General features: G+C 74.5%; 10 protein-coding genes and 1 pseudogene. All 11 read left to right on the top strand.

Annotated elements, in window-relative coordinates; genetic code table 11:
- Positions 1 to 85: 85 nt before the first annotated feature.
- The 11 genes and pseudogenes from FVA95_RS25330 to FVA95_RS25280 all read left to right on the top strand — a co-directional run bounded on the left by FVA95_RS25330 (position 86) and on the right by FVA95_RS25280 (position 12,978).
- Positions 86 to 964, top strand: coding sequence for a DNA-formamidopyrimidine glycosylase family protein (locus FVA95_RS25330; protein ID WP_149666377.1), 879 nt, complete (start codon positions 86 to 88; stop codon positions 962 to 964).
- Positions 965 to 996: 32 nt separating this feature from the next.
- Positions 997 to 2,208: a sensor histidine kinase gene (locus tag FVA95_RS25325; RefSeq protein ID WP_240051724.1), complete on the top strand. Its 1,212-nt coding sequence runs from the start codon at positions 997 to 999 to the stop codon at positions 2,206 to 2,208.
- A 124-nt stretch (positions 2,209 to 2,332) separates the two neighbouring features.
- Positions 2,333 to 3,220, top strand: a complete 888-nt coding sequence (locus tag FVA95_RS25320) for a S49 family peptidase (RefSeq protein WP_149666376.1) — start codon at positions 2,333 to 2,335, stop codon at positions 3,218 to 3,220.
- A 172-nt stretch (positions 3,221 to 3,392) separates the two neighbouring features.
- A complete protein-coding gene (locus tag FVA95_RS25315) occupies positions 3,393 to 4,241 on the top strand; it encodes a LytTR family DNA-binding domain-containing protein (RefSeq protein ID WP_149666375.1) in 849 nt (282 codons plus the stop codon).
- A complete protein-coding gene (locus tag FVA95_RS32235) occupies positions 4,238 to 6,742 on the top strand; it encodes a hypothetical protein (protein ID WP_205015987.1) in 2,505 nt (834 codons plus the stop codon). The genes FVA95_RS25315 and FVA95_RS32235 overlap by 4 nt, the downstream gene beginning before the upstream one ends.
- Positions 6,739 to 8,496: a cation acetate symporter gene (locus tag FVA95_RS25305; RefSeq protein WP_149666374.1), complete on the top strand. Its 1,758-nt coding sequence runs from the start codon at positions 6,739 to 6,741 to the stop codon at positions 8,494 to 8,496. The genes FVA95_RS32235 and FVA95_RS25305 overlap by 4 nt, the downstream gene beginning before the upstream one ends.
- Before the next feature lie 215 nt (positions 8,497 to 8,711).
- Positions 8,712 to 9,053, top strand: coding sequence for a DUF485 domain-containing protein (locus FVA95_RS25300; RefSeq protein ID WP_020627290.1), 342 nt, complete (start codon positions 8,712 to 8,714; stop codon positions 9,051 to 9,053).
- Positions 9,050 to 10,642, top strand: a pseudogene (locus FVA95_RS25295) (cation acetate symporter); the annotation flags it as partial. The gene FVA95_RS25300 and the pseudogene FVA95_RS25295, both read left to right, overlap by 4 nt.
- A gap of 433 nt (positions 10,643 to 11,075) precedes the next feature.
- Complete coding sequence (locus tag FVA95_RS25290) at positions 11,076 to 11,405, top strand: rhodanese-like domain-containing protein (RefSeq protein WP_149666372.1); 330 nt, start codon at positions 11,076 to 11,078, stop codon at positions 11,403 to 11,405.
- Between the two features lie 123 nt (positions 11,406 to 11,528).
- Positions 11,529 to 12,437, top strand: a complete 909-nt coding sequence (locus tag FVA95_RS25285; protein WP_161992439.1) for a DUF4328 domain-containing protein — start codon at positions 11,529 to 11,531, stop codon at positions 12,435 to 12,437.
- 298 nt (positions 12,438 to 12,735) lie between these two features.
- On the top strand, positions 12,736 to 12,978 hold the full coding sequence (locus FVA95_RS25280) for a hypothetical protein (RefSeq protein ID WP_149666370.1): 243 nt from the start codon (positions 12,736 to 12,738) through the stop codon (positions 12,976 to 12,978).
- Positions 12,979 to 13,129 lie beyond the last annotated feature (151 nt).

Raw genomic sequence — 13,129 nt, 5'->3', positions numbered from 1 at the left:
TCGGTCAACTCGCCACGTCCCACCACCGGAACATGATCAGCGACCGGGCCTCAAACGATTCGCAGGACACGCCCTAGGAGCCGCGGTGCCCGAACTGCCCGAGGTGGAGGCCCTGGCCCACCACCTGCGTGAGCACGCCGTGTACCGCCCGGTGGCCAGGGTGGACCTGGCCTCGATGAGCGCGCTGAAGACGTTCGACCCGCCGGTGTCGGCGCTGGTGGGACGGGTGGTGACCGGGGCGTCGCGGTTCGGGAAGTTCCTGTCGCTCGACTTCGCCGACCGGCCCGACGCGGGCCCGTTGCACCTGGTCACGCACCTGTCCCGGGCCGGCTGGCTGCGCTGGCACACCACCGCGGGCGTCACCCCGCCCAGGCCGGGCCGCGGCCCGTTGCAGCTGCGGGTGCACCTCGACCAGGTCGGCGGGCCGGGCTTCGACCTCACCGAGCAGGGCACCCAGAAGCGGCTCGCCGTGTACCTGGTGGACGATCCGGCGCAGGTCCCGGGCATCGCGAAGCTGGGCCCGGACGCACTGGAGCTGAGCCGGCCGGGCCTCGACGAGCTGCTCGACGGCGACAACCGCAGGCTCAAGACCCTGCTGACCGATCAGTCGACGCTCGCCGGCATCGGCAACGCCTACTCCGACGAGATCCTGCACACCGCGCGCCTGTCGCCCTACGCCACCGCGTCCCGGCTCGACGCCGCTGCCCGGGACACCCTGTTCGAGTCGTTGCACGCCGTGCTGTCCGACGCGGTGTCCCGCTCGGTCGGCCAGGGCGCCGCCGAGCTCAAGGGAGAGAAGCGCTCCGGGCTGCGGGTGCACGCCCGCACCGGGCTGCCCTGCCCGGTCTGCGGCGACACCGTGCGCGAGGTGTCGTTCGCGGAGAGATCATTCCAGTACTGTCCGACCTGCCAGACCGGGGGGAAACCGCTCGCCGACCGCCGCCTGTCCCGGTTGGTGCGCTAGTGGCGGGCGCGGGAACGGGGGTACTCGCAGTCGTGGACGGATCCACCACGCTCACCCCCTCCATGGCGCTGCTGCTCGTGGTGGCGGTCGTCGTCGCCGTCGTCGCGGTGTTCTTCTTCCTGTGGCAGCGCAACCGGCGCAACACGATGGTGTCGCCGCTGGCCAAGGCCACGTTCTCCGCGCTGCACACGGTCGCGCTGGCCGCACCGGTGCTGCGCGAGGGGCTGTCGTCGCGCTCGGCGTCGCAGGCCCTGCCCTACCTGCGCCAGCTGCTGGAGACCACGGCGATGGCGATGACCGACTCGCGTGGCACGGTCCTGGGCTGGGACGGCAGCGCCGACCAGCACCAGCAGGACGTGCAGACGCTCGCGGACACGGTCGTCCGGACCGGCCGCATGGAGCTGATGAGCCACACCGCCATCAAGTGCAACCAGCCGGGCTGCGAGGTGCGCGGGATCGTCGTCGTCCCACTGGAGAGCGACGGGAACATCATCGGCACGCTGGCCGCGCTCACCCCCTCGACGGCAGGCCCCCCGATGCTGCGGGCCACCGGTGAGGTCGCGCGCTACGTCTCCAGCCAGCTGGAGCTCGCCGAGCTCGACGACTCCCGCGCCCGGCTCAACCGGGCCGAGGTCCGCGCCCTGCGCGCCCAGATCTCGCCGCACTTCGTCTACAACGCGCTGACCACGATCGCCTCGTTCATCCGGACCGACCCGGCCCGGGCCCGTGAGCTGCTCATCGAGTTCGCCGACTTCACCCGCTACTCGTTCCGCTCTGCGGGCGAGTACACGACGCTGCTCGACGAGCTGAACAACATCGAGCGCTACGTACGGCTGGAGAAGGCCCGCTTCGGCAACCGGCTCAACATCAAGCTCCAGATCGACCAGGAGGTGCAGAACGTCGTCCTGCCCTTCCTCGCGCTGCAGCCCCTGGTGGAGAACGCGGTCCGGCACGGGCTGTCCGGCAAGCCCAACGGCGGCACCGTCACCATCCGCGCGGAGAACGCCGGCTCTGAGTGCGTGATCGTCGTCGAGGACGACGGCGTCGGCATGGACCCGGCCCGGCTCAACGAGGACCTCGACGACGCACATCTCTCCGGCGCGCACGTCGGCCTCGGCAACGTCGACGACCGCATGCGCTCGGCCTTCGGCGACAACTTCGGCCTCGTCGTCGACACCAACATCGGCGCCGGAATGAAGATCACGCTGCGGGTGCCGAAGTTCCGGGCGGGCATCCGGGCCTGACCCGGGGGCGACCGTGGGGGCCCTCCGGCGCCCTGCTGGGCTGTACGGGTGAACCAGGCGAGAGCGGGATGTGCCGATCCGGTCACACCACGTCACCCTGTGCGCGCGCGTACGGTGGGACGGCATGGACGTCCTGCGTATTCCCGCGGCGGTGACCTCGCGTCTGCCCGGCAGGCTGGGGGAGTCTGTCGGCCCCCCGGTGGTGTCGGTCGTGCGGCTGCAGGGCGTCATCAGTGCCCAGGCCGCGCCGGTGCCGCGCCAGGTGCTCAGTATCTCCTCGCTGGAGAAGGTGCTGGAGCGGGCCTTCGCGCCCGAGCGGCTCGCCGCCGTCGCGCTGGTGATCAACTCCCCGGGCGGCTCGCCCACCCAGTCCGAGCTGATCGGGAACCGCATCCGCGCACTGGCGGCGGAGAAGGACGTGCCGGTGCTGGCGTTCTGCGAGGACGTCGCCGCGTCCGGCGGCTACTGGCTGGCCTGCGCCGCCGACGAGATCTACGCCTGCTCCACCTCGGTCGTCGGCTCGATCGGCGTGATCAGCGCCGGGTTCGGGCTCGACGGCCTGATCGAGCGGTGGGGAGTGACCCGGCGGCTGCACACCGCGGGCGGGTCGAAGTCGCGGCTGGACCCGTTCCTGCCCGAGCGGCCCGAGGACGTCGCCTGGCTCACCGGTCTGCAGGAGCAGCTGCACGAGCGGTTCACCGGATGGGTGCGCGAGCGGCGCGGGGACCGGCTCGCGACCGACACCGAGCTGTTCGACGGCGAGGTGTGGCTGGGCGAGCGGGCCCGCGCGCTGGGCCTGGTGGACGGCATCGGCAGCGCCCACGACGTCCTGGCCGAACGCTTCCCCGACGCCGAGCAGCGCCCGGTGGAGCAGCGCAGGCCGTTGCTCGCCCGCCTCGGTGCGGGCGGATCCGCGGCCCGGGCCGGCCTCCCCGGCGGTGTCGCGGGGGCCGGGCACGAGCTGCTCTCCGCCCTCGAGACACGGGCGGCGTGGGCCCGTTACGGGCTGTGACACCGGTGACCGTGTGTACCACGGCCGAGCTGCACCCCGTGTCCGGACGGTCACCGATCCGGTTCGTGCCCTGGCATCACGCGCGTCGGCACGTCACCATGGTCGCGGCGCCGGGCGATCATCGAGCGGATGGGCTTCCCGGCGCAGGCTGAGGAAGCAGGATGAGGAGATCGTGGACAGCAACGACACCACTCGCGGACTGGTCGTTCTCGCGGTGGACGACGAGCAGCCCGCGCTCGAGGAGATGGCCTTCCTGCTCGACGAGGACCCGCGCGTCGCGACGGTCCTCAAGGCCGGCGAGTCCACCGAGGCACTGCGCATCCTGAACGGCCGCCGGGCCGGGGCGGCCGCGGGTCCCGGTGCGGGGGGCGGTGCGGACGTCGCCGAGCAGACCGACATCGACGCGGTGTTCCTCGACATCCGCATGCCCGGCCTCGACGGCCTGGAGCTGGCCCGGGTGCTGCAGAACATGGCCGTGCAGCCGGCGATCGTCTTCGTCACCGCGCACGACGACCGCGCGGTCGACGCCTACGACGTGGGTGCCATCGACTACCTGCTCAAGCCGCTGCGCACCGAGCGCCTCTCCGCCGCACTCGACCGGATCCTGTCGACCCGTCGCAGCGGGCCGGTCGAGACCGTCTGCGAGGAGAGCGGTGGCGACGACGAGGTCATCCCCGTCGAGCTGGCCGGCACCACGAAGCTGGTACCGCGGTCCGCCGTGCGCTACGTCGAGGCCCAGGGCGACTACGCCCGGCTGCACACCACCGAGGGCAGCCACCTCGTCCGGATCCCGCTGTCGGTGCTCGAGGACCGCTGGCGCGACGCCGGCTTCGTGCGCATCCACCGCTCGTTCCTGGTGGCGCTGCCGCTGGTCACCGAGCTGCGGCTGGCCGGGTCCGGCTACGTCGTGCGCATCGGCTCCGGCCCGGAGACCGCGGAGCTGCCGGTCAGCCGTCGGCACACCCGTGAACTGAAGGACCGCCTCGTCCGCGCGACCAAGCAGGCGTGGAGCCAGAGGTGAACAGGTCCACCGGCGGCGTCTCGCCGTCGGTGCGTCCGCAGTCCGACCGGGCCGCGGACGATCTCGACGGGTCCGACCGGCCCGGCACCGGACCCGACGCGACGGTCGCCGGCTCCCGCGCGGACCAGGGCGCCCCCGCCCCCGCGTCTGCCCCCGCGTCCGAGGGCCGCCCGGATCCCGTTCGGTCGCGCCCGTACCCGGACGGCGCCGTCGCCGGCCTCGACGCCTGGAACCCGGCGCTCGAACACCGCAACCGCCGGGTCGCTCTCGCACCGGAGCCGGCCGGGAACGCCATCCCGGCCCAGCCACGCGGCTCCTACGCGTCCGGTCCGCACCCGCGGCCGGCCGACGGGTACGGGCCCGGTGGCGGCCCCGGGGCGCGCCCGGCCCCCCGCCCGGAACCGAACGCCACTCCCGGATCCGAGGGCGCCGTTCCGCGCGCCGCCGGTCCCGCTCCGGCCGCGCCAGGGTCCACCGGCGGTCCGACCTCCGGCGGCCCGACGTCCGGAGCCCCGATGCCGGCCGCCTCGACGCCCAGGGCCTCGACGCCCGGCGGCGGCGCGCCCCGTGACACCGCTCCCGAGGACCGCGTCCCCGGTCACCGGGGCCCGGTCACCCCGGGGCCCGGCAACCCGGGTCCTGGCAACCCGGGATCGGGCGACCGGACCTCCCGCGACCGGGAGGCGACCGCCGCGACCGGGGGCCGCGCCGCTCGCCGTGCCCGTCGCGCGGCGGACGAACCCGCCGACGACAGCGGCGCCGGCTGGCTCCAGGCCGAGATCGCCCGTCGTGTCGCGGACCGGGCCCGAGGGACCGGCCGGCACGCCCGTGTCGACCCGTCCGCGACGCCGCACCGGGACCGTGGGCAGGGCGACCCCGACGACGCTCCGGCGCCCCATCCCGACCACGACGACCCGCCCCGCGGCGCCGCCGCTCGTGGCGTCGCGACCGGCGCCGGGACCGCGCCGCCGCCTGCCGTACCCACCACGCCGCCGCCCGCCCCGAGCCCGCACGGCGCGACCCCGCACGGTGTGACCCCGCACGGTGTGACGCCGCACGGCGGCTACGCCCCGGACGACCGCGAGCCCGACGACCGCGAGCCCGACGACCGCGAGCCCGACGACCGTGACCCCGACGCGCGCGAGCCCCACGGCCGGCCGGTCCACCCCACCCGCGCCCGCCCGGCTCGGCCGCGCGCGAACCTCGTGCCGGACCCGTACGCCCCGGAGGGTGTGCGCCCCGGCCCCGGCTGGCCGCCGGCCCCCGCCGCGACCCCGGCCCCGGCCCCGGACGTCGCCGACAGCGGTGAGCAGACCCCGGCCCCGGACGTCGCCGACAGCGGGAAGCAGTGGCCCCCGACCGGCGGCGGCTCCGGCCTTCCTCAGCGCGTCCCGGGCGCGACGTCGTGGTCGAGCACCTGGTCCCCCGACCGCAGCGCGCTCCTGGCGGGGACCTCCGACACCGCGAACGCTGCCGACACCGCGAGCGCCCCCGACACGGCGGACGCGACCGACACGACCGGGGCCACGGACGGCGCGACCGTCGCCGACACGGACCGGGACACGGACACGGCGGACCCGCGCGGCACGGCCGGCAACGGGCTCCTGGCCCGCCCCGGCAGCGCGGACGAGCGCGCAGACGGGACCGAGGACGCGATCGGGGACACGACCGTCGCCGCACCGGCCGACCGGTCGGGTCCCGAGGGATCCACCGAGACCCGCCCGGTCCCCACCCGCTGGTCCGCGGCGGGACGACGCGATCCCGTCGCCCCGACGGCGTCCCGCCCGGATCCCGCCGACCGGTTCGGCCCCGCGGCCGACCGCGCCGACCACGGCGACCACGGCGACCACGGCACCGACTACCGCACCGACGACGAGCTGGACGACGACGACCTCCCCGACGAGGACGAGCTCGACGACGAGCTCGACGAGCTGCGCGGCGGCCCCCTCGAACGCACCGAGGTCATCTGGCGCGCCCCCGAGGTCGACGTCGCCCCGGCTCCCGAGCCGTCGGTCGAGCCCGGTCCCCAGCCGTTCGCCCCGGTCGCCGCGGCGCCCTACACCGGCGCCCGCCCACGCCCGTTCTCCGCCGAGCCCACCGACCCGCCCGCGGCTGCCGAGGAGCCCGGCGACGACGAGCTCGGCGCCGGACGCGTCCGCATCGTGCTCTCCGAGCGCCGCTCGACCGCGCAGTCCTCGCGCGGGCTGTCCGACGTGCAGGACCCGGGCGCCGTCGGCACCCTGCTGCGCAACTCCCTGGTCCGCACCCAGCTGCTGCTCGCGCTGCGGGTCAGCGTCGTCGCGCTGATCGGGCTGGGCGTGCTGCCCGCCCTGTTCATCGCGGTCCCGGTCCTCGGCCAGATCGAGGTGCTGGGCATCCGGCTGCCGTGGCTGCTGCTCGGCGTGCTCGTCTACCCGTTCCTGCTGGGCCTGGGCTGGTGGTACGTGAGCTCCGCGGAGGCGGCCGAACAGGACTTCGCCGACGACGTGGCCGATCGATGAGCCTGACCGCGATCCTGTCGCTGGTCGCGATCGTCCTGGTGGCGGTCGCGTCCTCGGTGATCGGCTCCGTCGCCCACCGGACCAGGCTGACCTCGGACTTCCTCGTCGCGTCCCGGTCGGTGCCGTCGCGGCTCAACGCCGGCGCGATCTCCGGCGAGTACCTGTCCGCGGCGTCGTTCCTCGGCATCGCGGGGCTGATCCTCGTCCAGGGTGTCGACGCGCTCTGGTACGCCGTCGGCTACACCGCCGGTTACCTGTTCCTGCTCCTGTTCGTCGCCGCGCCGCTGCGCCGCTCGGGCGCCTACACCGTCCCCGACTTCGCCGACGCCCGGCTCGCCTCGCCGATGCTGCGCAAGGTCTGCGCGGCCGTCGTCATCGTCATCTGCTGGCTCTACCTGCTGCCGCAGCTGCAGGGCGCCGGGCTGACCGTCGGCATCGTCACCGGTCTGCCCGACTGGATCGGTGCCGGCGCGGCCGGGGTGATCGTGGTCGCCACCGTCGCGCTCGGCGGGATGCGCTCGGTGACGTTCGTGCAGGCGTTCCAGTACTGGTTCAAGCTGACCGCGCTCGCCGTGCCGGCTGTGATCGGCCTGGCCGTCTGGCTCGGCGACGGCCACACCTTCGCCCGCGACGAGCCGCCGGAGTTCCGCGAGCCCACGACCGTCTCGGTCGCCACCCCGGTGACGCTCGAGGCGCGGCTGGTCGTCGACGTCGTCGCCCGCGGCACCGTCGACGGGCAGCCGGTCGACGGCCCGCTGCGCTGGGTCGCCGGATCCGCCCACGAGGTCACCGCCGGGACCGAGCTGCGGTTCGCCGCGGGCGCCCCGGTGCCGGTCACCCGCGGTGCCCCGACCGACGACGAGAGCTGGCTGCGCCCGTTCGCCGGCTCCGATCAGCACCAGCTGCTCGCGACCTACTCGCTGATCCTCGCCACGTTCCTCGGGACCATGGGCCTGCCGCACGTGCTCGGCCGCTTCTACACCAACTCCGACGGCCGGGCGGCCCGTCGCAGCGCCGTGCTCGTCCTGGCGATGCTGGGCGGCTTCTACGTCCTGGTGACCCTGCTCGGCGTGCTGTCGCGGGTCTACACCCCGCAGCTGCTGGTCACCGGCCGCACCGACGCGGCGGTCCTGCTGCTCCCGACCGCGATCCTGGGCAGCGGGCTGCTCGGCGCGCTGGTGGGCGGCCTCGTCGCGGCGGGGGCGTGGGCCGCGTTCCTGTCGACGGCGTCGGGCCTGCTGGTCAGCCTGGCCAGCGTCGTGTCCACCGACGTGCTGCCCCGGCACGGCCGGATGACCCGGCGCTTCCCGCTGGCGACGGTGCTCGCCGGGGTGCCGCCGACGATCGTCGCACTCGTGCCGACCGGCCTGAACTTCGCCGAGGCCGTCGCGCTGGTGTTCGCCGTCGCCGCGTCCACGTTCTGTCCGCTGCTCGTCCTGGGCATCTGGTGGCGCGGGCTGACCGATGTCGGCGCGATCGCCGGGGTCGTCGTCGGCGGGGTGGTGTCGGCCGGTGCGGTCGTCGCGGCACTCGCCGGGGTCGACGTCTCCGGGCTCGGTCCGCCGGCCGACTGGATCGGGGTCCTGCTGTACCGGCCGGCGATCGTCAGTGTGCCGCTGGCGTTCGCGACGATGGCGCTGGTGTCCCGGTTCACCCGGGCGCGCCGCCCGGTCGACGCGGGCCAGGTGCTCCTGCGCCTGCACGCACCCGAACGGCTGGGTCTCATGCGGGACCGATTGGACGACAGGGCCTGACGGGTCTCCGCCGAACGGGTCTACACAGCGTCACCGTTGGGACCGGTGGGTTCGTCCGGACCGGGGTTCTCGTCGGTATCGGCACGCAACGACGTTCCCCGACGCGATACCCGGTCGTTGTTCCGGGTGAAGTGTGTCCCCCGGGGACGCGCCGCGGTCCCCCGGCCACGACGCGGCCCGGCTCCCCGCAGCACGACCCGAAAGGAACCGGCGCCATGAGCAGCCCCGCAGAGCGCTCGGCCGGCACGATCTACCAGCAGGTCCAGGCGAGTCCCGAGTTCCGGGCGTACCGCAGCCGCCTCCGGCGCTACGTGTTCCCGATGACCGCGATCTTCCTCGCCTGGTACCTCGCATACGTCGGTCTCGCCAGCTACGCCCCCGAGTTCATGTCCATCCGGGTCGTCGGCACGATCACGGTCGGGCTGCTCGTCGGCCTCGGCCAGTTCGTCTCCACCTTCCTGATCACGACCCTGTACGTCCGGTTCGCCGAGCGCGAGATCGACGGCCCGAGCGCCGAACTGCGCGCCCGGGTCGAGCAGGCGGAGGTGCGCGCATGACCACGTCCGTACTGGCCCAGGCCGAGTCGGTCGGCTCGGTCACCGCGAACCTCGGGTTCTTCCTGCTGTTCGTGATCGTGACCCTGATGATCGTGCTGCGGGTGAGCCGCACCAACGCCACCCGCGCCGACTACTACACCGGTGGGCACGCCTTCACCGGCCCGCAGAACGGCACCGCGATCGCCGGTGACTTCCTGTCCGCGGCCTCGTTCCTCGGCATCGCCGGGGCCATCGCCCTCTACGGCTACGACGGCTTCCTCTACTCCGTCGGCTTCCTCGTCGGCTGGCTGATGGCGCTCCTGCTCGTCGCCGAGCTGCTGCGCAACACCGGCCGCTTCACGATGGGCGACGTCCTGGCGTTCCGGATGCGCCAGCGCCCGGTCCGCGCGGCCGCCGCGACGTCGACGCTGGTCGTCTCGCTCTTCTACCTGATCGCGCAGATGGCCGGGGCCGGCGGCCTGATCTCGCTGCTGCTGCAGATCCCGAAGACCGACAAGCTCTCGCAGGCGCTGGTGATCGTCGTCGTCGGCGGTCTGATGGTCGTCTACGTGCTGTTCGGCGGGATGAAGGGCACCACCTGGGTGCAGATCATCAAGGCCGGTCTGCTGCTCACCGGCGCCGCGGTGCTGACCACCTGGGTGCTCGGCCGCTACGGGTTCAACCTGTCCGCGGTGCTGGAACATGCCACCCGGAACTCCGAGCGCGGCGAGGCCATCCTCAACCCGGGCCTGCAGTACACGAACAAGATCGACTTCATCTCGCTCGGTCTCGCGCTGGTGCTCGGCACGGCGGGCCTGCCGCACATCCTGATGCGCTTCTACACCGTGCCCTCGGCCAAGGAGGCCCGTCGCTCGGTGGTCTGGGCGATCTGGCTGATCGGCATCTTCTACCTGTTCACACTGGTGCTCGGCTACGGCGCGACGGCGCTGCTGCCGCCGGGGACGATCACCCGCGCGAACCAGAACGACGCCGCGCCGCTGCTGGCCTACGCGCTCGGCGGCGAGATCATGCTCGGCCTGATCTCCGCGGTGGCGTTCGCGACGATCCTCGCCGTCGTCGCCGGTCTGACGATCACCGCATCGGCATCGTTCGCCCACGACGTCTACGCCAACGTGCTCCGCCGTGGCACCGCCACGCCGGACGCCGAGGTGAAGGTCGCCCGCACGACCGCGCTGGTCATCGGCCTGGTCGCCATCGGCGGCGGGATCATCGCCAACGGACAGAACGTCGCGTTCCTGGTGGCGCTGGCGTTCGCCGTCGCCGCGTCGGCGAACCTGCCGACGATCCTGTTCTCGCTGTTCTGGAAGCGGTTCAACACGACCGGCGCGCTGTGCAGCATCTACGGCGGCGTCATCGTCTGCGTCGGCCTCATCGTGATCTCCCCGGCGGTGTCCGGGTCCCCGACCTCGATGGTGCCGAACGTGGACTTCGCGTTCTTCCCGCTGTCCAACCCCGGCCTGGTGTCGATCCCGGTGTCGTTCGCCCTGGGCATCATCGGCACCTTCCTCGGCGGCCGCGAGCGCTTCAACGCCGCTCGCTTCGCCGAGATGGAGGTCCGCTCGCTCACCGGTGCCGGTGCGGTCCGCGCGACCACCGCGCCCAAGGAGGCGCCGAAGCCGACCGCGGTCCCCGCCGAGGACCTCATCGGCATCCCGCGGCGCGAGACCGAGGGCTCCGGTCGGCACCGCTCGCAGCCGCGTCCGCAGCCCCGGCCGAACCCGGGGCAACGGCCGCAGACCAGCCGCCAGGCCGGCGAGCTGTTCGGCAACACCGGTCTGACCGGTGTCCAACCCGTGGTCGGCGCCGACGGACGTCCGGACCGGTACGGGACGGGCCGCCCGCCGGGACCGCAGGGCACCGGCGGGTACCGGCCCGCGCAGGCCACCGGCGGGTACCGGGCCGTCCAGCCGCCGCTGGACCCGAACGAGGTGACGATCCCGCACGGGTCGCTCTACCGCGACGACGGCCGCTGAGCCACGCCGCTCACGGCGGGTTGACGGGGTGACGTGGCAGGATGGCGCCATGTCCGACCCGGTTCCCGCCGTGAGCGTGTCCGCTCTCCCCGCCGACGCCCCGATGCTGGACGTCCGCGAGCTCGACGAGTGGACCCCCGGGCACGCCCCGCACGCCCGTCACCTGCCGATGTCCGAGCTGGCCGCCCGGATGGGCGAGGTCCCCACCGACGACCCGCTCTACGTCGTCTGCCGCTCCGGCGGCCGGTCGGCCCGGGTCGTCGCCTACCTGACCCAGCAGGGCTTCCCGGCGGTGAACGTCGAGGGCGGCATGCAGGACTGGGCCGCTCAGGGCCGCACGATCGTGACCGACGACGGCAGCGCCCCCCGGATCGCCTGACCCGTGTCCGCGCCGGCGCCCCGACGGCCGGGCCCGCCGTGCCCACGCTGCGGCCGGACGGCTCCCCCCGGTGGGGGCGCGTTTTGCCCGTGGTGCGGTCGCTACCTGGCGGCCCTGGACTGGGTGGCGACGACGCCCGGGGGGCCGGCCGCCGAGCCCGCCGCCCGTCGGGACCGCTACACCGGTCCGCCCCGCTATCGCACCGTCCCGCGCTGGGGCCTCCCGGTGGGGCCCTGGCGGATCGCGCCGGTACCCGGTGAGGGCCCGCTCCGGCCGGTCGACCGGGCCCGCGCGCTGGCCGCGCAGCTCGTGCCCGTGCTGTGGGTGGTCGTCGTCGTGTCGGGGATCGCCGCCGTCGCCGAGGTGTGGCGGTACGTGCTGCTGCTGTTCAGCCGGTCCGACGCGTTGTCCCCGGCGGCCGTCGGCGTCTCCGACGCGCTGGTGTGGTTCGGCGGCTGGTCCTCGGTGGTGGCGACGATCGCCGCCGGGGTGCTGATGATCTCGTGGAGCCTGTGGACCTACCGGGCGGCCGCGGACCGTGCGGGGACGCGCGCCTGGCGGAGCCGCCGGTGGGTCGTCGCGGGCTGGGTGGTGCCCGGCTGGAACCTGGTCGCGCCCGGTTCGCTGCTGGCCGAGACCGAGCACGCCGCACTGGACCTGCCACCGGAACGGCGGCCGTCGCCGTCGCGGGAGCTGCTGGTCTGGTGGGCGCTGTGGGCGGCGTGCGTGGTGCTCGGCGCGGTCGTCCTGGTCTGGCGGTTCCGCACCGGCACGCAGGCGCTGGCCGACGGGGTCGTCCTGCACGCCTGGGCCGACGTGCTCGCCGCGGTCACGGCGTGGCGCACGATCCGGGTCGTCCGCCTGCTCACCGCTCTGCTGGCGACGCGGCCGCAGGGTCCCCGGCAGCTGCTGGTGTCGGTGCCGGCGGCAACGGTGGGCGCGGCGACGGCGGTCCCGATCGGGGCGGCGGCCCCGCAGGCAGCGCCGACGGCGGCATCGGGCCCGACCGCGGCGGTGGACCCGGCGGGCTGAACCCGGGTGGACCCGGCGGGCCGAACCCGGATGGGCCTGGCGGGCTGAACCACGGCGGACCCGACGCCGGGGCGGCGTCCGGCCGGACCGCAGGCGTGGGCGGCGGGACCGGTGCCGGGTGGTCCGCCGCGGGCTCGGAGGTGGTCGGCGTGGCCGCCCAGCCCGCGGATCCGGGACGGACCGCCGTCGACGGGCCCGCGGTCAGCGCCGCGTCGGAGACCTCCTCCAGCAGCTTGCGCACCCGCCGCACGGCTCGGTCCGGGCCGCGCACGACCACCGACAGGGCCAGCCGCCCGCCGTGCGGGTCGGCGACGGTCCGCAGCACGTGCCGGTCCGGGCCCGCCTCCAGGACGAGCCCGAGCCGCCCGCCCGCGTTCGGGGCGAGGATCAGCGCGATCCGGACGAGCTCGGCGTGCGCCGCGCCGCGGACCTCGTCGCGGTGGTCGTGAGCTGCGGCGACACCCCGGGCCTGTGCAACGAACGGTGGTTCCGGCCCGACACGCCGGACCTCAGCGTCCGGCGGGATGGGCACTGTGAGTGATGACATCAGACCCTATGGGCTCTGCTGAGAACGAGACGGGTTCGGGTCGGCGGTTCTCGCCCGAGCAGGCCGCCGCAGCGGCGATGGTGGCCGACGCCCGAGCGCGGGGGCTGGAACTGACCGGCCCGGACGGCTTGTTGAAGCTGTTCAC

This window comes from Pseudonocardia sp. EV170527-09, from assembly GCF_008369905.1.
Classification (GTDB): domain Bacteria; phylum Actinomycetota; class Actinomycetes; order Mycobacteriales; family Pseudonocardiaceae; genus Pseudonocardia.
This window is presented reverse-complemented; position numbering and strand designations above follow the sequence as displayed.

Excerpts from the sequence above, each read along its gene's own strand:
- FVA95_RS25300 (WP_020627290.1), top strand. The coding sequence starts at position 8,712 with ATGAGCAGCCCCGCAGAGCGCTCGGCCGGCACGATCTACCAGCAGGTC.
- FVA95_RS25290 (WP_149666372.1), top strand. The coding sequence starts at position 11,076 with ATGTCCGACCCGGTTCCCGCCGTGAGCGTGTCCGCTCTCCCCGCCGAC.
- FVA95_RS25305 (WP_149666374.1), top strand. The coding sequence starts at position 6,739 with ATGAGCCTGACCGCGATCCTGTCGCTGGTCGCGATCGTCCTGGTGGCG.
- FVA95_RS25320 (WP_149666376.1), top strand. The coding sequence starts at position 2,333 with ATGGACGTCCTGCGTATTCCCGCGGCGGTGACCTCGCGTCTGCCCGGC.